The 22,309-nt window shown below is 31.3% G+C and carries 21 protein-coding genes and 1 other annotated feature; of the genes, 14 read left to right on the top strand and 7 right to left on the bottom strand.

The window, feature by feature from the left end; all coding sequences use genetic code 11:
• Positions 1-24: 24 nt before the first annotated feature.
• Positions 25-1,428: a PLP-dependent aminotransferase family protein gene (locus RCG18_RS14420; protein WP_308036745.1), complete on the bottom strand. Its 1,404-nt coding sequence runs from the start codon at positions 1,426-1,428 to the stop codon at positions 25-27.
• Between the two features lie 337 nt (positions 1,429-1,765).
• Here RCG18_RS14420 and RCG18_RS14425 point away from each other — a divergent pair, with 337 nt between their 5' ends.
• From RCG18_RS14425 to RCG18_RS14440, 4 genes are all read left to right on the top strand, one after another.
• Positions 1,766-2,269 (top strand): LysR family transcriptional regulator, encoded by a 504-nt coding sequence (locus tag RCG18_RS14425; RefSeq protein WP_308036746.1) that lies wholly within the window; start codon positions 1,766-1,768, stop codon positions 2,267-2,269.
• A gap of 17 nt (positions 2,270-2,286) precedes the next feature.
• The gene (locus RCG18_RS14430; RefSeq protein WP_308036747.1) at positions 2,287-2,640 is read left to right on the top strand and encodes a LysR substrate-binding domain-containing protein; all 354 of its coding nucleotides are present in this window, start codon (positions 2,287-2,289) and stop codon (positions 2,638-2,640) included.
• A 271-nt stretch (positions 2,641-2,911) separates the two neighbouring features.
• Positions 2,912-5,362 carry a heavy metal translocating P-type ATPase gene (locus RCG18_RS14435; RefSeq protein WP_308036748.1) on the top strand — a complete coding sequence of 817 codons (2,451 nt, stop codon included), beginning with the start codon at positions 2,912-2,914 and terminating at the stop codon, positions 5,360-5,362.
• Positions 5,363-5,395: 33 nt separating this feature from the next.
• Positions 5,396-5,611: a heavy metal-associated domain-containing protein gene (locus RCG18_RS14440; RefSeq protein WP_308036749.1), complete on the top strand. Its 216-nt coding sequence runs from the start codon at positions 5,396-5,398 to the stop codon at positions 5,609-5,611.
• A 123-nt stretch (positions 5,612-5,734) separates the two neighbouring features.
• Here RCG18_RS14440 and RCG18_RS14445 read toward each other — a convergent pair whose 3' ends face one another.
• Positions 5,735-7,429, bottom strand: coding sequence for a methyl-accepting chemotaxis protein (locus tag RCG18_RS14445; RefSeq protein WP_308036750.1), 1,695 nt, complete (start codon positions 7,427-7,429; stop codon positions 5,735-5,737).
• A 395-nt stretch (positions 7,430-7,824) separates the two neighbouring features.
• Here RCG18_RS14445 and RCG18_RS14450 point away from each other — a divergent pair, with 395 nt between their 5' ends.
• Positions 7,825-8,430, top strand: coding sequence for a DsbA family oxidoreductase (locus tag RCG18_RS14450; RefSeq protein WP_308036751.1), 606 nt, complete (start codon positions 7,825-7,827; stop codon positions 8,428-8,430).
• An 18-nt stretch (positions 8,431-8,448) separates the two neighbouring features.
• Here the strand turns inward: RCG18_RS14450 and RCG18_RS14455 are convergent, their stop codons facing one another.
• Complete coding sequence (locus RCG18_RS14455; protein WP_308036752.1) at positions 8,449-8,922, bottom strand: hypothetical protein; 474 nt, start codon at positions 8,920-8,922, stop codon at positions 8,449-8,451.
• A 20-nt stretch (positions 8,923-8,942) separates the two neighbouring features.
• Complete coding sequence (locus RCG18_RS14460; protein WP_308036753.1) at positions 8,943-9,785, bottom strand: PLP-dependent aminotransferase family protein; 843 nt, start codon at positions 9,783-9,785, stop codon at positions 8,943-8,945.
• Between the two features lie 202 nt (positions 9,786-9,987).
• On the opposite strand from RCG18_RS14460, the gene RCG18_RS14465 reads away from it, so the two are divergent.
• The 4 genes from RCG18_RS14465 (at position 9,988) to RCG18_RS14480 (ending at position 14,883) form a co-directional block, all read left to right on the top strand.
• Entirely contained in the window at positions 9,988-11,214 is a 1,227-nt protein-coding gene (locus RCG18_RS14465) for a U32 family peptidase (protein WP_308036754.1), read from the top strand.
• Positions 11,215-11,529: 315 nt separating this feature from the next.
• Entirely contained in the window at positions 11,530-12,432 is a 903-nt protein-coding gene (locus tag RCG18_RS14470) for a carbon-nitrogen hydrolase family protein (protein WP_374118900.1), read from the top strand.
• A gap of 451 nt (positions 12,433-12,883) precedes the next feature.
• A complete protein-coding gene (locus RCG18_RS14475; RefSeq protein ID WP_308036755.1) occupies positions 12,884-13,375 on the top strand; it encodes a C-GCAxxG-C-C family protein in 492 nt (163 codons plus the stop codon).
• 53 nt (positions 13,376-13,428) lie between these two features.
• A complete protein-coding gene (locus RCG18_RS14480; protein ID WP_308036756.1) occupies positions 13,429-14,883 on the top strand; it encodes a hypothetical protein in 1,455 nt (484 codons plus the stop codon).
• Positions 14,884-15,379: 496 nt separating this feature from the next.
• Here RCG18_RS14480 and RCG18_RS14485 read toward each other — a convergent pair whose 3' ends face one another.
• Both RCG18_RS14485 and RCG18_RS14490 read right to left on the bottom strand, forming a co-directional pair.
• Positions 15,380-16,303 carry an alpha/beta hydrolase gene (locus RCG18_RS14485; RefSeq protein ID WP_308036757.1) on the bottom strand — a complete coding sequence of 308 codons (924 nt, stop codon included), beginning with the start codon at positions 16,301-16,303 and terminating at the stop codon, positions 15,380-15,382.
• A gap of 53 nt (positions 16,304-16,356) precedes the next feature.
• Positions 16,357-16,563: a hypothetical protein gene (locus RCG18_RS14490; RefSeq protein WP_308036758.1), complete on the bottom strand. Its 207-nt coding sequence runs from the start codon at positions 16,561-16,563 to the stop codon at positions 16,357-16,359.
• Between the two features lie 150 nt (positions 16,564-16,713).
• Here RCG18_RS14490 and RCG18_RS14495 point away from each other — a divergent pair, with 150 nt between their 5' ends.
• The gene (locus RCG18_RS14495) at positions 16,714-17,307 is read left to right on the top strand and encodes a TetR/AcrR family transcriptional regulator (RefSeq protein ID WP_308036759.1); all 594 of its coding nucleotides are present in this window, start codon (positions 16,714-16,716) and stop codon (positions 17,305-17,307) included.
• A gap of 113 nt (positions 17,308-17,420) precedes the next feature.
• On the opposite strand, the gene mscL is transcribed toward RCG18_RS14495, so the two are convergent.
• Entirely contained in the window at positions 17,421-17,819 is a 399-nt protein-coding gene (gene mscL, locus RCG18_RS14500; RefSeq protein WP_308036760.1) for a large-conductance mechanosensitive channel protein MscL, read from the bottom strand.
• A 363-nt stretch (positions 17,820-18,182) separates the two neighbouring features.
• Between mscL and RCG18_RS14505 the strand changes: the two genes are divergently transcribed.
• The 4 genes from RCG18_RS14505 (at position 18,183) to thrS (ending at position 22,288) form a co-directional block, all read left to right on the top strand.
• Positions 18,183-19,034 carry a polysaccharide deacetylase family protein gene (locus tag RCG18_RS14505; protein ID WP_308036761.1) on the top strand — a complete coding sequence of 284 codons (852 nt, stop codon included), beginning with the start codon at positions 18,183-18,185 and terminating at the stop codon, positions 19,032-19,034.
• Positions 19,035-19,141: 107 nt separating this feature from the next.
• Positions 19,142-19,588, top strand: a complete 447-nt coding sequence (locus RCG18_RS14510) for a MarR family winged helix-turn-helix transcriptional regulator (protein WP_374118902.1) — start codon at positions 19,142-19,144, stop codon at positions 19,586-19,588.
• Positions 19,589-19,733: 145 nt separating this feature from the next.
• Positions 19,734-19,946 carry a zinc ribbon domain-containing protein gene (locus RCG18_RS14515; RefSeq protein ID WP_308036763.1) on the top strand — a complete coding sequence of 71 codons (213 nt, stop codon included), beginning with the start codon at positions 19,734-19,736 and terminating at the stop codon, positions 19,944-19,946.
• A 154-nt stretch (positions 19,947-20,100) separates the two neighbouring features.
• Positions 20,101-20,333, top strand: a binding site (T-box leader).
• Between the two features lie 188 nt (positions 20,334-20,521).
• Positions 20,522-22,288 (top strand): threonine--tRNA ligase, encoded by a 1,767-nt coding sequence (gene thrS, locus RCG18_RS14520; protein ID WP_308036764.1) that lies wholly within the window; start codon positions 20,522-20,524, stop codon positions 22,286-22,288.
• Positions 22,289-22,309 lie beyond the last annotated feature (21 nt).

Genomic DNA, 22,309 nt, shown 5'->3' on the forward strand with positions numbered 1-22,309 from the left:
CACAGTAGTTTTTGTATTTACTTGCTATCTATTACTACCAAACCAAGCCTTATTCAAAAGTTTAACGGCTGGTTCAATTTCATCTAATGTTATTCCTCCAAAGCCCAAGACAACAGTGCTGTTCAAACTATTCTCAGGGCATTTCCAATACTTTAATGTAGGATATACTTTTACACCTGACATATAGGCTTTTTCAATTAATTCCTTTTCCGACATAGTTCCTTTTACTTGTACTAAAAGATGAAGGCCAGCATTCATACCATAAATATTAATTTTATCTCCAAATTCTTTTCTTAGATTTTCAACTAATGTATCATGTTTTTTCTTTTGCATTCTATTAGTTTTTCTAAGATAACTTTCCCAATGCCCCTCTTTCATAAAAAGCTCCAGAGTTTTTTGAATGATAAAGGGAACAGAGGATGGATAGCCATCAAACATTCTAGTAAACTTGTCTACCATATCTTCAGGAAGAATCATATATGATAAACGAAGGGTAGGAAATAGAAATTTTGAAAAGCTCCCTATATATACAACCTTATCGCTGCAAAGAGATTGAAGAGATTGCACTGGTTTTGTATTATATCTAAGATGGCAGCTATAATCATCTTCAATAATTATTGAATCATTTTTATGTGCCCACTCTATGAGCTCAAGTCTTCTAGAGATAGGCATTATAATTCCTAAAGGGTACTGGTGTGATGGAGTAACATAAACAGCTTTAGCATTTGTTGAGCTTAAATCCTTCACATTTAAACCAGAGGAATCTAAGGAAATAGGCTTTACATCAAACCCATGGTTCTCTAGCGTAAGACGGGTTATATGATGTCCTGGTTCCTCCATTGCAACTGTGGTAGTAGCACTTCTGATAAGCTGACAGAGCATGCTCAAACAATAGTGTACACCAGAGCCAATAAAAATTTGATTTGGTGTGCACTTTATACCTCGATAATATTGAAGATGTTTTAATATTTCTTCTCGAAGGGAAAGTTCTCCAAAAGTTGGACCATAGCTTGTCATTTCATTAGTAAAGTCTTTCATACATTTATTTATGAGTTTTTTCCATTGATCTATAGGCAGTTCAAATTGATTCAGTTTTCCATATTTAAAATCATATTGAATTAATGTGTCCTGATTATCAGTTACTGCAGGCTTTTCATAAAAAGTTTCTCTTGCAATATGAATAGATGAAAAATCTAAGTTTTCAACATAATACCCATTGCGGGGCTTACTAATTATATATCCTTCTGAGTATAGCTGATTATAAGCCATATCTACAGTATTTCTGCTTATACGTAAATCAGAGCATAGTTTTCGACTTGATGGAAGCTTGCTGCCGGACTTTAAGTCACCACTTAAAATTTTTTCTCTAAACTGCTGATATAACTGAATATATAGTGGAACACCAATTTTATCATTTAAAACAAACATAGACTCACTTCCTTTTGACTTGAAAACTTTCATTAATTTAGAGGATTATCTTTATATACTAATAATTTAACGTACTATTTTGGATTATGTCAAATAAATATTTAAATTTTTAGTAGTTGGCCTCGTTGTTTTTGTAAAATCTGGCACTTTTATATATAAGAGGAGTATTTTACAATAAAATTATGTTAAAATTTTAATTATTTACTAATATTATTATATTTATTATTTCATAGTGTGGAAAAACATATAGGCTTAAGGGCTAAGAATTTAAGACAAGCAAATTCTTTAAGAATTCCACAAGCGTTGTAAAAGGTATATAAAAAGGTGGGTGTAATAATTGGACATCAAACAATTAAAGTATTTTTTACAGGTTTGCAAACATAAAAGTTTTTCAAAGGCTGCTAAAGAAATTTATATTACCCAGCAGGGGTTAAGTAAAGCAATTAGCAATTTGGAAGAGGAGCTTCAGTATCCTTTATTTTATAATACGACTAAGGGAATTAGAATAACAAAATACGGAGAATATTTACAAAGGCAATCGGAGCATATTGTGCAGGAGTTTGATTTAATTTTAGAGGGGCTCAATAAAATGGCTAATATAAATGAGGGAACTTTAAGGGCGTGTTTTTCCTTTGGGGTTCTCAATGCACTGTCACCGGATATTATTCCAGGTTTTTGTGAAGCTTATCCCAATATTGAATTAATTGTAAAAACCTACCCAGATTCAATTTGTGAAGAAGTTGTCATGAATGAAAATGTAGATTTAGCACTTTCAATTGGTCCTATTAACAAAAAAACTTTCATTCTACTATTATCAAAACGCAGTACCCTTGTATTCTAGTAAATGAAGAAAATCCTTTGTCAGAAAAGACATCAGTTGACTTTAATGATTTGAAAGATGAAAAGTTAATTATTCTTAATGAAAAATTTCATTTTTATCATAACTTCCTTAGCAAGTGTAAAGAGTCAGGGTTTGAACCAAACATAGTTTTTACTACCTCAGAAGTTATTACCGTACACAAGCTAAGTCATCTTAATAAAGGCACAGGGGTTAGCGTGGACTTTATAACTAATGATATTAGTTATCCAAATGTCTACTCAATTCCTTTCAAAGATCCTTCTTTTGTGTGGGAGATTTGTTTAATAACTAAAAAGAATAGATTTGTATCTAATCTAGTAAAATTATTTACAAATTATGTTCTAAATCATTAAATTTTAAAATTTTTCATTGAAATAAAATTTAAAAAGAGTTATAATTTAACCACACCCCCAGGGAGGGGGTGTGGAATTGCTTGAAGATTGATATGCAATTAAAAAGTATAGCTATAAACCATTATTGAGTTTTTTATCAAAATAATCCAATAATGATTCATAAAAAAGTACTACCCCTGGGGTGTGGGGTGGAAACTAAATATAAAATTATAAGGAGAGGATAGAGTTATGTTCAAAATTATTAATAAACTAAATAAAGGGGGAAGAGGTAATGACAAGTAAAGTCCTAAAAATAGAAGGAATGACCTGTGCAGCTTGTGCTAAGGCTGTAGAAAGGGCATCTAAAAAACTAGAAGGCGTTGCAGATGCTAACGTAAATTTTGCAACAGAGAAATTGAGTGTAAGCTTTGATGAATCAAAAGTTAATGTTCAGGATATACAAGCGGCAATAGAAAAAGCAGGATATAAGGCTTTAATGGAAGCTGCAAATAGAACCTTAAAAATAGAGGGGATGACCTGTGCATCCTGCACTAAGGCTGTTGAAAGGGCATCAAGAAAACTAGAGGGTGTTTTAGAGGCAGATGTAAATTTTGCTACAGAAAAACTAAATGTAAGCTTTGAGCCTTCTAAAGTGAAGTTGTCAGATATAAAAAAGGCAATCGAAAAGGCAGGATATAAAGCACTAGAAGAAGAGACTACTGTAGATACAGATAAGGAAAAGAAAGAAAAAGAAATAAAAGCATTATGGAATAGATTTTTAGTATCTGCTATATTCGCAGTTCCACTGCTTATAATAGCTATGGGACCAATGATTGGTGAGAAATTAGGATATATGCCGCCTCCAGCTATTGATCCAATGCATCATCCTCAAGTATTTTCTATAATACAATTACTTTTAGTATTACCTATAGTGGTTGCTGGAGGAAAGTATTTTACTGTAGGTTTTAAAGCATTATTTAAAAGAAGTCCAAATATGGATTCTCTTATAGCTATAGGTGCATCTGCTGCATTTCTATATAGTGTTTTTGCAGTATATCAAATACTTATAGGTAATTTAAATTATCACCTATATTTTGAATCAGCAGGTACAATACTTGCCCTTATTACCTTAGGTAAATATTTAGAGTCTGTTGCTAAGGGAAAAACCTCAGAAGCTATAAAGAAACTTATGGGACTTGCACCAAAGACTGCAACAGTAATTAGAAAAGATAAAGAACTAGAAATACCTATAGATGAAGTTGAAGTTGGAGACATAATTGTAGTAAAACCTGGTGAAAAAATACCTGTAGATGGAGAGGTAACAGAAGGAATTACCGCAGTAGATGAATCCATGCTTACAGGTGAAAGTATACCTGTAGAAAAAAGTGCCGGAGACAAAGTTATTGGAGCAAGCATAAATAAAAATGGTTCTATCAGATATAAAGCTACTAGAGTTGGTAAGGATACAGCATTGGCTCAAATTATTAGACTAGTGGAGGATGCTCAAGGATCTAAGGCTCCAATTGCAAAATTAGCAGATGTTATATCAGGATATTTTGTACCGGTAGTAATAAGCTTAGCTACAATTGCTGCTTTAGCTTGGTATCTATACGGCGAAACTGGAGTATTTTCACTTACAATATTTATATCAGTATTAGTTATTGCTTGTCCTTGTGCTTTAGGGTTAGCAACACCAACTGCTATTATGGTAGGTACCGGAAAAGGTGCTGAGTACGGTGTGCTTATAAAAAGTGGTACTGCACTAGAAACAGCACATAGAATTCAAACTATAGTATTTGATAAAACTGGAACTATAACTGAAGGAAAGCCTAAGGTTACAGATATAATTACAACTGAAGACACAGATGAAAGCTACTTACTTCAATTGGCAGCCTCAGCGGAAAAAGGATCAGAACATCCATTAGGAGAAGCAATAGTTAAAGAGGCTGAAAATAGAGAAGTTGAACTGAAAAAACTTGAGTTATTTAAGGCTATACCAGGACATGGAATAGAAGTTACTATAGATGGTAATAGAATTTTACTTGGAAATAAAAAGCTTATGGATGAAAGTAATGTTTCATTAGAAAACTTAGAGAAGAAATCACAGATTCTAGCTGGAGAAGGCAAAACTCCTATGTATATAGCAGTTGAAGGAAAACTCATCGGTATAATTGCCGTAGCAGATACAGTTAAAGAACACAGCAAGAGAGCTATAGAGAAGCTTCATTCTATGGGAATTGAAGTGGCAATGATAACTGGAGACAACAAGAAAACCGTAGAAGCAATAGCAAAGCAGGTTGGAATAGATAGAATACTTGCAGAGGTTTTACCGCAGGATAAGGCAAAGGAAGTTAAGAAGCTTCAGAGTGAAAACAAAAAAGTTGCTATGGTTGGAGACGGTATAAATGATGCACCAGCATTAGCGCAAGCTGATATAGGTATAGCTATAGGATCTGGTACAGATGTAGCAATGGAATCTGCAGATATAGTTTTAATGAGAAGTGACCTAATGGACGTAGTTACAGCTATAGATTTGAGCAAGAAAACTATAAAAAATATAAAACAAAATCTATTCTGGGCTTTTGGTTATAACACCTTAGGAATCCCAGTAGCTATGGGAATATTGCATATATTTGGAGGACCACTTTTGAATCCAATGATAGCAGCTTTAGCCATGAGTTTAAGTTCAGTATCAGTGTTAACAAATGCTCTAAGATTGAAAGGCTTTAAGCCATCAATATAAACAGACATTTGTATAATGAAAGGAGAAATAATTATGAAAAAAAGAATGGTGATTGAAGGAATGAAGTGTGGGAATTGTGTTAAACACGTAAAAACGGATTTAGAAGAACTTAGAGGAGTAACTAGTGTAGTTGTTGATTTAGAGTCTAAAACTGCAGTAATTGAAGCTAATAGTGATATTCAAGACAGCGATATAAAACTTGCTATTAAAGATGCACGTTATGAAATTATTAGCATAGAAGAAGCTTAAAATTCATATTTTTAAAATTTAAAATTACAACCTGATTTTTAATATAGGATTCCTAGCTAGAAAGTTAACTTTCGTCCTAGAAACCCTATATAAAGGTCAGGTTGTAATTTTTATTTGACTTGTCTATATTTTAAAATATCCTACCATGCCATTTAAATTTTCTGTCATAGAAGACAATTCTTCAGAAGTAGAAGAAATTTCATCTAGTACTGCTATTTGAGATTCTACGCTAGCATTTATTTCCTGAGATGCAGAGCTAACATTATGAGCATTTGTAACAATACTGTTCATCGTTTTAGATATTTTTTCAGTTGATACTGCTTGATTAGAAGCTTGATTAGTTATTAAATTTATTCTTTCTACTAACATATTTAAATTTCTTATAACAAGATTAATATGATCAGCAGCTTCTTTAGAAACAGTACTTCCTTCTTTAACTTTAGATTCAGTTATATTTATATTATTTACAGCAATTTCTGTTTTATTTCGTACTTCTAAAATCATACTTTCAATTTTACTAGCAGCAGAAGCGCTTTCTTCAGCTAGTTTTTTAACTTGTTCAGCTACAACAGAGAAGCCTTTCCCCTGTTCACCTGCCCGAGCAGCTTCAATGGCTGCGTTTAAAGCTAGCATATTAGTTTGGCTTGATATATTTGTAATTAATGATGTAATGTCTTCAATTCTTTTAGACAATACATCCAATTCATTAATAGAAAACTTTACTTCCCCGGTCGCTTTTTCAATATCAATCATTGAGTGTACAGCTATGTCTACAGAGTTTTTTCCTTTTTCTGCGTATTGTTTTAAAGTAAATGAGTCGGTTTTTGCTTCATTAGTAAGCAGAGACACTTCATTGGAACTTTCAGATATATTTTGAATGCTTGTATCTATTTCTTCCACAGAAAAAACAATATCTTGTATGTTTTGGGAAATCTCTGAGATTTTTTGCCCTATTTCGTTAATTACTTTATTTGTATCTTCTATAGAAGCAGACAATTGTTCACTGCCAGAGGTAACCTCTGTGGAGGTAGATTTAATTTGTGAGACTATATCTTTTAACTTTTCACCGGTATCATTCAAAGAATTTATTAATATGCCTAATTCGTCTTTCAATTTTAAATTCATATTATTTTTTAAGTTACCTTTAGCTAATTCTCTAGCAAATTCTACACTTTTATTTAATGGATTTATAATTGAAGATGACATTCTAATTGCTGCGGTTAAACTAATAATAGAAGTTATTATTATAAATCCTATGACTAATTCAACAGCCTTATTATAAATCTGTATGCTTTCTTCATAGCTATTTTTGGCTTCAGATAATTTATCTTTTACTATTTCATCTATAATTTTTTCGATGTTTTGAAAATTTGCATCAGCTTCTTTAGATAAAGTAAGGGCCTCTATGTTATTTCCACTAATACTTTTATTTATTATATTTATCTCAAGTTTTTCAACTTCCTTTACTTTAGCTATTAATTCATCAATTTTTTGTGTGTCACTTTTATGGACTATCTTTTTAAATTTATTTAAATTCTCTATGATACCCTTAGAATAAAGTTCTTCTACGTGCATTGAGTGCTCTTTTTTTTCTTCTAAAGTAGAGGCTAATAGCACATTTTTCTCTGCATTTTCAACTCTAACTACATAATATTCAACTTCTTTTATATAATTAATGCCATTTAACTGATCTGAGTATATGTGTTCTACATTACTGTTTATTTCTTTCATTTCATAGAGTCCTGTAATACCAAGTGTTACAAGTAAAATTAAAATAAGGCTAAAGCCTAAAAATAGTCTTTTTCTGATACTGTTCATTAATAATCTCCCCTTCAAAATTTTATATTTATCAACTATACCAAATAGTTATGAAGGAAATATGTTGATTCAATTAATTAGAAAGAGAAGTTTCTTAATCTAAAGGATGTAAAGTTAATTATTTAGAATATAATTTTTACAGCAAATGATATCAAGACAGTTGACAATTAGTAGAATTGTAACTATAATGGTTACAAAGAGATAATACAAAAAATTGAATTCTAACATATTCAATTTTTTTTACCACAGTTGTAACTTATATAGTTACAACTGTAAAAGAGGATAGTACTTGAACAAATACAGATAATATATATGCTCAAGGTTATTACCATATTTAATAAGTAATGTAGTTATTTAAATTTAGATAGTATTTATAGTAAGGAGATGAATTTATAATGTCATTAAAAATTAAAGTATATTCAGATTATGTCTGCCCATTTTGTTTTTTAGCTAAAGTTCCTTTTGAGGAAGCAATAAAGGGAAAGGATGTTGAAGTGGAATGGATGCCTTTTGAATTACGCCCAAGTCCTGCACCTAAGATAGATCCAATAAACGATCCCTCTAAGCTGCAGTCATGGGATAGGTTTATAAATCCAACTAGTAAAAGCTTAGGAGTTAATATGAAGTTACCTAATGTTTCACCACATCCATATACAGATTTAGCTTTTGAAGGACTTCACTTTGCTAAGGAACAGGGTAAGGAAAAAGAATACAATGATAGAGTGTTTAAAGCATTCTTTCAAGAAGAACAGGATATTGGAAATATTGATGTACTAACTAAAATTGCTGCAGAGATTGGATTAGATGAAGGTGAATTTAAAGAATCTCTAGTAACAAGAAAGTACAAGGAAGCTCAGCAAAAAGCTCTTCAGCATGCATACAACGAGGCAGAGATTACCTCTGTTCCAACCTTTATAATAGGTGACAAACGACTAGAGGGTTTTAATAGCAAAGAAATATTTGAGAAGGTTATTAATGATGAATATAATAAAGGGGTATAGTTTACCCCTTTATAAAAATTAGGTTAGATATTTTTGTATAGTATTAAGGACTACAGGAATACCTTTTTTTATTTTATCTTCATTCACTTTACTAATACTTATTCTAAAATAATTATCACTCTTATAGTCGTTCAAAAAACACATATTTGTATTTAATAATTCTATATTTTTATTTTGTAATGAAGTAATTATTTTATCATATTGTACAGGACCATCTACATATATACAAGAGAAGTATCCAGAGTTAGGAATATTCCATTTTATCTTAGGATACTGAAGGGATGATACAGTGTTTTTTAAACAAGTCAATCTATCACAATATAATTTACTCATCTTTTTTCTATGAATATCAAACATGCCGCTTTTTAAATAGATTTCTAGAGCACCTTGAGATAAAATTGGACTATTCATATCTGTCCATTTTTTATAACCTAGGAAAGTATCCATCAGCAGCTTAGGCAATATGAGAGTTGCAACTCTTAAACCAGGCATAAGAATTTTTGAATAACTTTTTAAGTAAATAACATTTCCATAAGTATCATAAGCAAAAGGGGATCATTTTTTTTATCTGTTTCTAAATCTGCAACAATATCATCTTCTACAATATATACATTATATTTTGCAGCCATTTTGACAATTGACTCTTTCTCCTGTTTATTATAAGAGTTCCCAGTGGGATTATGAAATCTAGGAATAGTGTAAAAAAACTTAATGTTTCCATACTTAAACATATGCTCTAGTTCCTCTAGATTTATACCATTAATTCCTCTTTCAATTCCTAATGCAGAAACATTATTTAGCTCTAAAGATTTTATCATTCCATAATAAGTAGGTTGCTCAACAAGAATGTTAGACTTACCATTTGGAAAAGGCATAATTGACAAGATGTTTAATGCTTGTTGAGAACTGGAAGTTATAACAATGTTATCTGGGCTTGTGAATATTTGATATTGCTGCAAATGTTTTGCTAATGCTCTTGTTAATGAATTTAACCCTCGAGGATCTGAATAATTAAAGAGAGTTTCTTTATACAATTCTATTGATTTATTCAGACAATGCTGGAAATCTTTATAAGGAAAAGTTTCAACATCTGGAACTCCTGATGAAAAGTCAATAATGGCATTTTCAAAGGAATTATTATTATTGAAATCTTCTAACAGATAGTACCCACTCTTTGGTGATGAATAAATAATATGATCTTTTTCAAGTTTATCGTAAGCCTTTAAAACTGTACCTACACTGCAATTAAATTGTTGAGATAGTGATCTTACAGAAGGCAATCTTTTTTGATATTTAAAATTTCCAATTAAAGCTTCATTTTTAACATAGTCTACAATTTTCTCATATTTTAACAATTTAAGTTACTCCCTTACTTTTGTGCTAGCACAGAATATGATTTTATTTCTTGATATCTAAATTATACTATAATAATATAAGTTTAAAAGAGAATAGAAAGATAATAATAGAAGAGATAATTTAATCATGAAATAAGACAAGTCAAAGTGATGATTATAATATTAGATATTGTTTTATTTAAAGAAGAGGAGAGAGCAATTTATGAATAAACCAGAACTTTTAGCTCCGGCAGGAAACCTAGAAAAGCTTAAGGCAGCTATAAACTTTGGAGCTGATGCTGTTTACCTTGGAGGTAGCAAATTAAATCTAAGAACATTTGCGGATAATTTTACTTCCGAGGAATTAAAAGAGGGAATTGAATTTGCACATTCTAGAGGTAAAAAGGTTCATATAACAGTAAACATATTTCCTCATAATGAGGATTTAGTAGGATTAGAAGACTATCTTAGGGAGTTATATGATATTGGTGCTGATGCCATACTAGTTGCTGATCCAGGAATTATTATGACCGCAAAAGAAATAGTACCAGAGCTTGAAATACACTTAAGTACTCAAGCAAATACTGTAAATTATAAATCTGCTTTATTCTGGCACAATATTGGCGTTAAGAGAGTAGTTATGGCAAGAGAAATGAGTATGAAAGATTTTAAGAGGCTCAGAGAAAAACTTCCTAAAACTTGCGATATAGAAGCATTTGTTCACGGATCAATGTGTATGGCATACTCAGGCAGATGTATGCTTTCAAATTATCTAACAGGTAGAGATTCAAATAGAGGGGCTTGCGCACAGCCATGTAGATATAAATGTCATCTAGTGGAAGAAAAGAGGCCAGGAGAATATCATGAAATTACTGAAGATAGTAATGGAGCTTATATACTGAATTCAAAGGATTTGTGTATGATAGAACATATTCCTGAGCTTATAGATGCAGGAATCAATTCTCTTAAAATTGAAGGAAGAATGAAAAGTACCTTTTATGTTGCGTCGGTAGTAAAAGCCTATAGAGAAGCTATTGATAAATACATAGAAGATCCAGAGAGTTATAGCTTTGAGTCTAAATGGATGGACTATCTTCTAAAGCCTAGTCACAGACATTATACTACAGGTTTTTATTTTGATGAAGAGATCAAGCAGCATTATGAAAGCTCAGCATATATTCGGGACTATGATATTGTAGGCATTGTAAAGAGCTATGATAAGGAATCTCACATTGCAACTATAGAACAAAGAAATAAAGTTTACAATGGAGATGCCGTTGAAGTTTTAGCTCCAAAGGGAGATAACAAGATTATAAGGCTTCAAGATATGAAAAAAGAAAATGGCCAAGCTATAGATAGCGCACCTTCTGCACAAATGATTTTTACGATTCAGTGTCAGGAAGAATTGAAGGCTGATGATATGCTTATTAAGAGCAAAAAAGATAAATAATGAAAAGATTATTATAGATATCCAACTTAAATGCTTGACTTATCTACCGGGCTATGTTTCCAAGCTTCAGTCTGTTAAAAACTTTTAGTCAGTCTAAAGCTTGTGTTTTAGACGACCTAAGAACCTTCGAGAAACTCGCTATGCTCAGACAACTCGAAGGTGCTAAGGTTGTCTTAAAACCCTTCACTAAGACTGGCACAAAGTTTTTAAATCTACCTTCAGCTTTGGAAACATATCTCTATATATAAGTTGAATGATGAAGTTGGATATCTATATATACCAATCTACTATATTTTTGAAATGGAGATGATAATTGTGAAGATTGCTTTAGCGCAAATGAAAATAAGTGAAAATGTAAATGAAAATTTTGAAAAAACCTTACAGCTAATTGAAGTTGCTGCGAAAAATGGAGCGCAGTTGATTTGCTTTCCAGAGTTACAATTAAGTCCATTTTTCCCGCAGTATGAGGGAGTAGATGTATCAAATTATACACTTTCAATTGATGATGAAAAAATAAAAAAAATTCAAGAAAAATGCAAAGAATTCAATATAGTAGCAGTTCCAAATATATATTTGAAAGAAAATAACAAATATTATGATACCTCATTGCTTATTAATGCAGATGGCAAAATAATGGGAGGGTCAAAAATGGTTCATATTATGAGATGTCATCAATTTTATGAGCAAGATTATTACTCTCCATCTGATACTGGATTTAGGGTATATGATACTCCCCTTGGAAGAATAGGTATAATAGTATGCTTTGATAGACATATAGCGGAAAGTTTCAGGTTATGTGCTTTGCAAGGAGCAGAGCTTATAATAATTCCTACTGCAAATGTTAAAGATGAACCATTAGAAAAGTTTGAGTGGGAGCTCAGGATTCCTGCTATGCAAAATAACATTTTTGTAGCAATGTGTAATAGAGTTGGCAAAGAAGGAGAAATGGATTTTGCAGGGGAATCAATAGTAGTTGATCCAAATGGAGATGTAGTTGTGAAAGCTGATGACAAGGAGCAAATAGTCTATGCTGATATTGATTTAAGTATGGTATATAAATATAGAGAACAAAGGCCTTATATAAGTTTAAGAAGGCCTCAAGTTTACTCTAAAATTTGTGAAAATAATACACATGTTTTTAAATATCCTAAGGAAACAGAAAGAAACAGCAACGATGAATTGTGGAATAACCTAGAAAAATTGTTTGTTAGTGATTAATGTTAACTGGTATTTAAAAATGTCATCTTTCTGATTCATACTTTCGATTTTTCATGTATAGTAGACATATCTTTGTTTATCCTATGTCTACCACCCCTGGAACGGCTTCTAAGCTTCAGATGGCAACTGAAGCTTAGAAGCCTGTTTGTATATAGAAAATAATTATAAATGCAGCTGGTTGTATAACAAAATATTATAGACTTACAATAATCCCTATAAAATCTAAAATCAGATAATCGATGGTATAAGCTTAGAGCTAAGATTTATAAGGGGATATGAAAGGTTTAAAGAAATAGTTGTATTGTCAAAACCTCCTTTTCTAAAGAGCTGGCCTCATCACTGTTAACAAATCTGGCACTGTTTAATATATAGTTTGGTATCTATAATAGGACTGTGTTAACACCGAGAATAGGAATATTTTTAGATTAATTAAGATCTGGAGGTAAGGCAAATGAAGAGAGAAGTTATTATTAAAGAAATTACAAAAGAAGAACTTTTAGATAAAGTTCAAGATAATGCAGAAGAACTTTTTAGAAGTGGTACATTTTTCTGTAGTGAATCGGTGGTACAAACAATTAACGATTTATTAGGCCAACCATTCGATGAAAACGTTGTTAAATTAGCAAGTGGATTTCCTATAGGTATGGGTAAATCCGGTTGTTTATGTGGTGCAGTTTCAGGTGGGCAAATGGCTCTTGGTATGGTGTATGGCAGAGTTAAAGGTGAAGCTATGAATGAAAAAATGTTTGAAAAAGCTAAAAAACTTCATGACTATATCAAAAATGAATACAAATCAACATGCTGTAGAGTAATCACAAAGGAATGGGCTGGAGATAATTTTCAAAGCGAAGGAAGAAAGCAACACTGTATAACAATCACTGGGAAAGTTGCAAGATGGATTGCGAATGAACTTATTGAAGATGGACAAATCCAAGTGAAATAATTAAATGGATTAGGAATAAGGGCATTAATATCAAAGTATGAAGGAGGAGTAAAATGAATTATTCAGATAAGAGTAAACTTGAGTTTTTTGGCGGAGAAAAAATCTCCTTTTTACCTACTGTGATTTATATAGGGATAGCTATGTTTTTAGCATTTAGTTATGATTTTCTATCAATGAAATCTGTTATAGTAGGTGGTACGGCTGGCATTCTTGTAGGATTTTTACTTGCAAAAGACAAAGAAAAATACTGGGAAGTCATTATTTCTGGAATTATGCAACCGGGAAATGCTAAATTGCTATTTACTTTTGTATTTATGGGATGTTTTACAAAACTACTATCTTATGGTCAGATAGGGCAAGGATTTGTGTGGATTAGTCAGACTTTAAATTTGAATGGTGGTGCAGTTGTTTTATTTATATTTCTAGCTTCCATGGTCATTTCTATGGGGTGTGGAACACCTATTACGGCAATTTATGCTATTGTACCTATTCTTTATCCTCCAGGAATTATTTTAGGTGCAAGTCCAGCTGTTCTATTGGGAGCTATTATCAGTGGAATTTTTTTAGGCGATAATTTATCACCTAGTTCTCAAATAACTGCGACAGCAGCAAGTATGCAAACAAATAGCGTTACGGGAATTTCAGCGGATCCTATTGCTGTTTTAGCAGATAGGTTAAAATATGTTGTATTTGCAGGCTTAATTGCAGCAATTTTATTTTATATGAAGATTAATGGTGCAGAAGCAGTACAAAGTAATATTTCGATTGGGAAACTATCTAATCCAAAGGGATTGTTGATGTTAATTCCATTAGGGATTTTGTTGTTAGTATGTGTCAAGACAAAAAATTTACTTAAAGGAATAACATTTGGAATTTTATCAGGCCTTGTGATTGGATATGTAAGCGGATTGTTTGGACTAACTGGTATTATTAATGTTCAAAAAGGAAATGTCAGTGGAATTTTATTTGAAGGTGTATATAGCATGGTAGATGTGGTTATCGGCATGATGATGTTATTTAGCATGATTCAAATTATGGTCAGAGGAGAGGGAATTCAGAAAGTTAGTAATTGGATAACAAAGTTTAAATTTGTACAAAGTCCTATAGGGGCAGAATTGGTTATTGGAGTTAGTTGTATAATATCGAACATTTTGTTATCTAGCATACCATTACCTGCTATTTTATTAATCAGTTCTTTTATCAATAACTTAGGACATAGGGCCAATTTACATCCTTCCAGAAGATCCTATTTCTTAGTGGGAATGATGCATAATTTGAGCGTAGTTATACCGTTTAGTAGTGTTTTTGTGATGAGTGCTATGACTATGGCTCAAGGATTAAACCAACAATATAAATTTACTAACGTAAAAATAAGTGGTTTTGATATTTTTTCTAATAGCTATTATCTTTTAGCCATGACATTAATTGGACTTCTATGGATATTTGTTGGTCTAGGAAGAAAATATCAATCAGACAATAAAGAAACTTCATCCGAACAAGCTGTGTAATAATATTTGAAAACTAAGGACTGTTACATATATTTTTATAAGATACTTTAGATTTCTTTTTATTGAAGATAGTGTTTCTAAGGATTCCAAGACAAATAAAGCTATATAAGAAATTTAACTTATACCAAGGAATATGTTGCCAAACTTCGTCCTGTTAAAAAACTAGTTTTGGCAACATATTACTGCGTATAAAAATATCTACATAGATATAAACAGGATTCTTGGCTTCAGGTGGAGGTTAAATGCCTAAATGGCATTTAACGGGCAGACTTGCCCAGTGGTCGCAGACAAACTCCATCTGAAGCTTAGAAGCCGTTATCCAGGGTCGTACCGCCACTTATCCCCAACTTTAAGAAAAGCAGAGAGCCCAAATCTTAAGTAGATATCCCAAATCTATGATTTGGTGATAGTCACTTACACAGAGTGCTGATTGGGTGCGAATCGCTTTCACAGAGTGCGTTTGGGGGGTAGTGGCGGTAGACATCGGATAAATTGCTTATACGGAAACTTTGTAGTTTGCGCTTGTAGTTTGCTGAATCCAATTTGTAATTACATCTATTGAGAGTTGAATGTTTCCTATATGACAATGATTTTGAGCCATTTCATTTCTTGTAAATAAACGAGTTGTAAGAGAGTTTACATTTGTAAGGGTTTGGTTCTGTTCAAAAAATTGGCACAAAGGTATATAATGGTCTTCCTGGGCAGCCATCAAAAGAACGTCTTGAGTAATAAGCTTTGATATTTCAGCGGTTTTATATGACATCATATTTTTAATAAATTCATAGGGAGTATTACTGCAAGTTATATGCATTCCCTGGAGAATTGCCCATTTTAACATCAAGTTTTTTGTCATAAGATTTTCAAATATTGAATTTATTTCAAAAGAAGATTCGTTTAGCATAAGTGTATTAAATAGTTCTCTGTGAGCTTGGTCAATCTGGCTTAAAATAACTTGATAAAAATCAGCACAAATATCATCGGAAATAACACGCTTTACACGTTTTTCATAAGCAGCTGCACGTAGAGATAGATAGCCACCTAGGGATAATCCAATCAAGGTAACATCATCAAGATGAAAATAATCTAATATGGCTTTTACTGGTCTTTCCCATTGATAAGTTAGTGGTATATTATAATCTTCAAGGGTTGATCCTTGTCCAGGACCATCAAAACAAATAACATCATATCCATAGTTATTAAAAACAAGTGCCATTCTAAATAACTCTTCAATATAGCTATCGAACCCGCCAAAGATAACAAGTGTTCCCAAGGGGTTTTTAACAGATAGATGATAAGAAGATAAATATCCATTCTCATAAGGAACTTTATGGTGACAATCTTCATTTATATTATAATATTCTTTAATTAAAGAAATAAATTTATTTCGAGTGATTGATTTTAAAGGATTATCTTTTAACATATAAAATTCTGCCCCTCTAAAGTAATAGGCTGCTTTTAAATTTTCCTTAGACTCTATAGCTTTTGACCTAATTTAAGAAATTTATCCATATATTCATCGTAATTATTAATATATGGAGAAACTTCTCTCATTTCATAAAGCATAGAAGTGTCATTGCTCCAACTATATAGACGATTCATTTGAAAATTTATACTTGAATCCTTGTGTAAATCATCATAGAAGCCAATTGGAAAGTTGTATTTTGTTTTATTGTTTAACATAGTATCAGCTACCTTTCTCTGTATGATATATTGTAGTATAATGTTTTCTAAACAGGGAAACAATAACTGATTTTTCACATTTTGTTGGTTAAACATCAAATTTTATTATTATGTTGATTATTATTGCAATAATATACGAAGGAGTTAATCATGTCTAAATCCATGGATTTGAGAGTTGTTAAAACTCGTAGACTTATAAAAGATTCATTTATTGAACTAATCGAGGAAAAAGGTTTTGATAATATAACTATAAATAATATATCAGAGAGAGCTCAGATCAATAGGTCAACATTTTATCTTCATTATGTAGATAAATATGAATTACTTAACAAAACTATTGATGATGCTTTGGAGAAGCTATTTTCTTTAGTTGCACCAGAAACTCATATACGGGAAAATAAATTAGAGTATAATAGTTTTAAGGAAAATATTGAGACAATTTTAGAGACGATTGCAGAAGATGGTTGTTTTTATAAAACTATGTTAGGGAAGAATGGAATTATAAATTTTCGTCAAAAGATGGAGAGTATATTGCAACAAAAGCTTGGACAGAGTTTTCAGATTCAAACATTGATTCCGAAGGAACTATTTCTTCAATTAATTTCATCCTTATATATGGGAGCTATAATCTGGTGGTTAAATAATGATATGTCATATTCATCTAACTTTATGGCAGAACAACTGGTAAAAATGATGACATTAGAACCGATAAAAATTGCAGGTTTGATTTCAATAGAAGATTGACATGCAAATTTTTTTGATCTTTTTCAAGGTGTAAAGATAATGTAATCTGATTAACATTATCTTTACACCTAATATGTTCCAATTTTTAGGGTTTATCTTTTAAAATACAGTTTTTATTTTTTTAACAAATCTCTAATTTCTTCAAGTAATAAAACTTCTGGTGATGGCTTTGAGGTCTCTTCTTTAGCAACTTCCTCTTTCTTTTCTCTTTTGAGTTTATTTATTAATTTTACAAATAAGAAAATAGAAAAGGCAATAATTAAGAAATCAATAGTGCTTTGAATAAAATTTCCGTAATTAAGAGTAACTGCTGGTACACTACCATGAGCTTCCTTAATTGTGAATTTTAAATATGTAAAGTTAACTCCACCAGTTAAAGCACCTACGAGCGGCATAATAATGTCACTAACCAAAGAAGTAACTATTTTTCCAAAAGCACCACCTATAACAACACCAACAGCTAAATCTAGTACATTGCCCTTTATGGCAAATTCTTTAAATTCTTTTAACATGTTTTATCTTTAGTGAGAGGATATATAATAAGATTAAGCTCTCACTAAAACTCACTCCCTTTCTTTTTATATTCTTCACTATATATAATACGTTAAGTTAGCAATATTTTTGATGGTTCGCAGAATAAGAAGATTTTGTGTTATTTACTTTTTTATTTTTAGTTTTCCCAACTCTTTTTTACATATTAAATATATACTTTCATAATAACCTAAGCTCCTATGTTTAAGTAAGTACTTATAAAATAAAAATCTTACTAATAGCATTGAATATATTATTTTTATTTTGGAAAAATAAATTTGTGTTTAAATTTCAACTGTTAACTCCACTAAAGCTAACAGTTACTAAGAAATGAGATGTTGATTATGAAACTATTCAAAAAAAACATAGTAATGATAATTATACTTGTTTCTGGTATACTCCTTACTTGGCAAGTGCTAAGTAAAAATAAAAGAATGCATGAAACTGCCCTTAAAGATAAATATCGGGTCAATGAATATAAATTACCACAAAAAGTAAACAAGGACATTCCGGATTTAAAAGGAGGGCCAGAATCTTCAACTAGGAGTACTGAACATAATCCCGCATCTACACGGGTTTTTTATTCTTCATCTAATCGAAGCATAAAACAAGTAGCATTAACATTTGATGATGGACCAGATATATACTATACACCTCAAATTCTTGAAATTTTAAAGAAATATAATGTAAAAGCTACATTTTTCATTGTTGGATTGCGTGCACAAGCTCATCCAGAGATGGTCCGTCGTATAGTTAGTGAAGGACATTCAATTGGAAATCATACTTGGGATCATCCTAATTTACCCAAATTGCCTACGGACAAAGTTAGAGAAGAAGTACAAAAGACTGAACAGTTGCTTTATAGTATTACAGGGTTCAATACTGCAATGTTTCGTCCACCATATGGTTCAGCAAATGCACAGGTAATTGACGAAGTTACATCATTGGGATACAAAATAATAGATTGGTCTGTAGATACAAGAGACTGGGCTAAAACTCCTACACCTCAAATAATGAATTATGTTAGTAAGGAAGTATATCCAGGTGGAATAATACTACAACATTGTGCTGGTGGCAAAAGTGAAGATTTATCTAATACTGTTAAGGCGCTTCCACAGATAATAAGCTCACTTAGAAGCCAAGGTTATAGTTTTGTTATGGTTCAGGACTTACTTGATATATCTGCCTCAAAATAGTAAAAACCAATCTATTCCTTTAGACAAAATAGTTGAACCTTCAACAAAACTAGTATATAATGAGTGAAGTTGAAAATTCAATTAGTTTTCAAGGAGGTAAGATATATTTGAAACTAAATAGTTATATTTTAAGAGAAATAGGAGCTCTTGCTCGATGTGTACAATCAATAAATGATATAAAACTTAAAGAAGTGAAACTGCAAAAAGGACAAATGATTTTTGTAACTAGAATATGTGAAAATCCAGGAATTAATCATATAGATTTATCAAATATTTTAAAAGTTGATAAAACCACTACTACTAAGGCTGTACAAAAACTAATTGAGGCAGGATATATAGATAAAGTAAGAGATGAAGAAGATAAGAGAATGTGGAGACTTCATCCTAGGCAGAAAGCTTTAGATGTATATCCAATGCTTGTAGAAGTAGAAAATAAAAACATTGAAAGCTGCTTTAGTGACTTTAGTGAAGAAGAGAAAGAGATAGTATATAAATTAGTAAAAAGAATGGCTGAGAATATTGAGGATGATTGGAAAGAAATAAAAAGTTTTTAAAATAAAAATTATGCACTTCATTTCAATCTTATACTTAAAACATAACCTCTTAAAAAATAGATATACTTTCTTCTTAATTTTTGTGTTATGTGATATAATTACCATTAATTGCTTAGAATTATCTATAGGTTAGAGGAGGTTCAAAATGGAAAGAAAACAGTATATCTGTCCAAAGTGTGGCAACAGGGAATATGAAGCAGACCAATTTCAGGCAACGGGAGGAAACTTTGCAAAGATATTTGATGTGCAGAATAAGAAATTTACTACTATCAGTTGCAGAAGATGTGGGTATACAGAATTGTACAAAGCAGAGTCTTCAGCTGGATGGAATGTTTTAGATTTTCTTATAGGTAACTAGATTATTAGGATGCATTATATTAATAGATATTATTTTTATTTTATGAGACAATAAAGAATTTTTGTGTATAGACAATAGAAAAGATGAGGAAAAAGCTATTGACTATTAGAAAAGTATAATGTAATATAAAAGCATATTTGTAAATTTTATATATTTTATTGCTGAGATAAGGAAGAGTAAGATAGACCCAGTTAAAAGAGAGGAAGTGTCATCGGCTGAAAGCACTTCTAAATATGGATAGCTGAAAACCACCTTTGAGCTATGTGCTGAACTAGAGTAGGCATTATCGTTGATTACGTTATAATCATTTCGAGTGACATTTTGAAATTTATTATTTCAAGATGTAATTAGGGTGGAACCACAGGTAATTTAACTCTTGTCCCTTTGAGGACAGGAGTTTTTTATATTTTTAGGAGGAATAGAAAATGAGAAGAATGTTGTTTGTAACAAGCTCTTTAACATACAACGACAATTTAATATACTTCTCTAATTGTTCAGGACACGTCACCTGTAATTAGTTATGACGTTTTTGAACAATTAGAGAAGTAAAATGTATTGTTAGGGAGGAATATAATATGTTTAATAACATTGAAAATATGAAAGTATTCTGGCACTCTTCTTCTCATGTTTTAGCCCAAGCGATTAAAAGACTATATCCTGAAGCCAAATTGGCTATAGGCCCTTCTATTGATAATGGCTATTATTATGACATAGATTTAGAATTGCCAATAACTCTTGATATGCTGCAAAATTTAGAGTTAGAGATGAAGAAAATTATAAAAGAGAACTATAAAATAGAAAAATTTATTTTATCTAAAAATGAAGCAATAAAACTAATGGAGGAAAGAGACGAACCATACAAAATTGAGCTTATAAAAGATATTCCTTCACATGAAGATATATCTTTCTATAAACAGGGTGAATTTATAGATTTATGTTCAGGACCTCATTTAAACAGCACTGGGGAAATTAAAGTTATAAAGCTTTTATCGATAGCAGGTGCATATTGGAGAGGAAATGAAAAAAATAAAATGCTTCAAAGAATTTATGGTATTTCTTTTGAAAAGGAAGAGGAGTTACAAGAATATCTTGATAAAGTAAAGGAAGCAAAAAATAGAGATCATAGAAAATTAGGTAAAGAACTTGATTTATTTAGTGTAGATGATTATGTTGGACCTGGGCTAGTATTATGGCATCCTAAACTGTCTGTAGTTAGAGAAGAGATAGAAATGTACTGGAGAAAAGAGCATAGAAAAAGAGGATATCAATATGTATATACACCTCAGGTAGGGCTAAGCAATCTATGGGAAACTTCAGGGCACTTAGATCATTTTGCAGATGGTATGTATCCACCAATGGCAATGAGTCTTAAAGACTCAGAAGAAAATGTTTCTTACTATGTGAAACCAATGAGCTGTCCATTTCACGTTAGAATTTATAAATCAAGAAAGAGAAGTTATCGAGAGCTTCCAATGAGGCTTTGTGAGCTTGGAACTGTCTATCGTTATGAAAAATCTGGTGCACTTCATGGTATGCTTAGAGTAAGAGGATTTACTCAAGATGATGCTCATGTAATCTGTAGAGAAGATCAATTTGTGAATGAAGTAAACCAAATAATTGACTTTGCCTTAGAAATGAATAAAGTTATGGGCTTTGATAAGTTAAATGTTTATTTTTCAGTGAGAGATCCTGAAAATAAAGAAAAGTTTATTGATAATGAAAAAGTATGGGTACTTGCAGAAACTACACTTGAAAATATATTAAAGGAAAGAAATATTGAATATAAAAAGGATATTGGTGGAGCAAAATTTTATGGACCAGCAATTGACATGAAGGCTGTAGATGCTATGGGAAGAGAATGGCAGGGAACAACAATACAGCTTGATATGAATCTACCAAGTAAATTCCAAATGGCTTATATTGGTGAAGATGGACAAGAACACGTTCCAATTATGCTTCATAGGACATTATTAGGCTCAATGGAAAGATTTGTAGGAACATTAATTGAACATTATGCAGGTGCTTTTCCACTTTGGTTATCACCTGTTCAAGTTAAAATACTCACAGTAAATGAGGAATGCATTGAAAGAGCAGAAGAACTTGAAAAAGAACTTCATAGTCAAGGCATAAGAGTAGAATTAGACTCCTCAGCTGAGAGAATAGGTTATAAAATAAGATCTAGTCAGCTAGAAAAAGTGCCTTACATGATTGTAATAGGTAAAAAAGAAGTAGAAAGTGGAATGATATCTGTTCGTTCAAGAAAGAACGGAGATTTAGGTGTAATTAATCCTAAATTATTTATCCATAAAATTCTAGAAGAGATAGAAACAAAAGAAAGATAGAATAATATTATTTATAATCAA

The organism is Clostridium sp. OS1-26 (assembly GCF_030915445.1).
Classification (GTDB): domain Bacteria; phylum Bacillota; class Clostridia; order Clostridiales; family Clostridiaceae; genus Clostridium_AM.

What these genes read in the sequence shown, in the direction of transcription:
- RCG18_RS14435 (WP_308036748.1), top strand. Translation starts at nt 2,912, where the DNA reads ATGACAAGTAAAGTCCTAAAAATAGAAGGAATGACCTGTGCAGCTTGT.
- RCG18_RS14475 (WP_308036755.1), top strand. Translation starts at nt 12,884, where the DNA reads ATGAAGAGAGAAGTTATTATTAAAGAAATTACAAAAGAAGAACTTTTA.
- RCG18_RS14440 (WP_308036749.1), top strand. Translation starts at nt 5,396, where the DNA reads ATGAAAAAAAGAATGGTGATTGAAGGAATGAAGTGTGGGAATTGTGTT.
- RCG18_RS14515 (WP_308036763.1), top strand. Translation starts at nt 19,734, where the DNA reads ATGGAAAGAAAACAGTATATCTGTCCAAAGTGTGGCAACAGGGAATAT.
- RCG18_RS14490 (WP_308036758.1), bottom strand. Translation starts at nt 16,563, where the DNA reads ATGTTAAACAATAAAACAAAATACAACTTTCCAATTGGCTTCTATGAT.
- RCG18_RS14445 (WP_308036750.1), bottom strand. Translation starts at nt 7,429, where the DNA reads ATGAACAGTATCAGAAAAAGACTATTTTTAGGCTTTAGCCTTATTTTA.
- mscL (WP_308036760.1), bottom strand. Translation starts at nt 17,819, where the DNA reads ATGTTAAAAGAATTTAAAGAATTTGCCATAAAGGGCAATGTACTAGAT.
- RCG18_RS14480 (WP_308036756.1), top strand. Translation starts at nt 13,429, where the DNA reads ATGAATTATTCAGATAAGAGTAAACTTGAGTTTTTTGGCGGAGAAAAA.
- RCG18_RS14485 (WP_308036757.1), bottom strand. Translation starts at nt 16,303, where the DNA reads ATGTTAAAAGATAATCCTTTAAAATCAATCACTCGAAATAAATTTATT.
- RCG18_RS14465 (WP_308036754.1), top strand. Translation starts at nt 9,988, where the DNA reads ATGAATAAACCAGAACTTTTAGCTCCGGCAGGAAACCTAGAAAAGCTT.
- RCG18_RS14495 (WP_308036759.1), top strand. Translation starts at nt 16,714, where the DNA reads ATGTCTAAATCCATGGATTTGAGAGTTGTTAAAACTCGTAGACTTATA.
- RCG18_RS14455 (WP_308036752.1), bottom strand. Translation starts at nt 8,922, where the DNA reads ATGCCTGGTTTAAGAGTTGCAACTCTCATATTGCCTAAGCTGCTGATG.
- RCG18_RS14450 (WP_308036751.1), top strand. Translation starts at nt 7,825, where the DNA reads ATGTCATTAAAAATTAAAGTATATTCAGATTATGTCTGCCCATTTTGT.
- RCG18_RS14420 (WP_308036745.1), bottom strand. Translation starts at nt 1,428, where the DNA reads ATGTTTGTTTTAAATGATAAAATTGGTGTTCCACTATATATTCAGTTA.
- thrS (WP_308036764.1), top strand. Translation starts at nt 20,522, where the DNA reads ATGTTTAATAACATTGAAAATATGAAAGTATTCTGGCACTCTTCTTCT.
- RCG18_RS14505 (WP_308036761.1), top strand. Translation starts at nt 18,183, where the DNA reads ATGAAACTATTCAAAAAAAACATAGTAATGATAATTATACTTGTTTCT.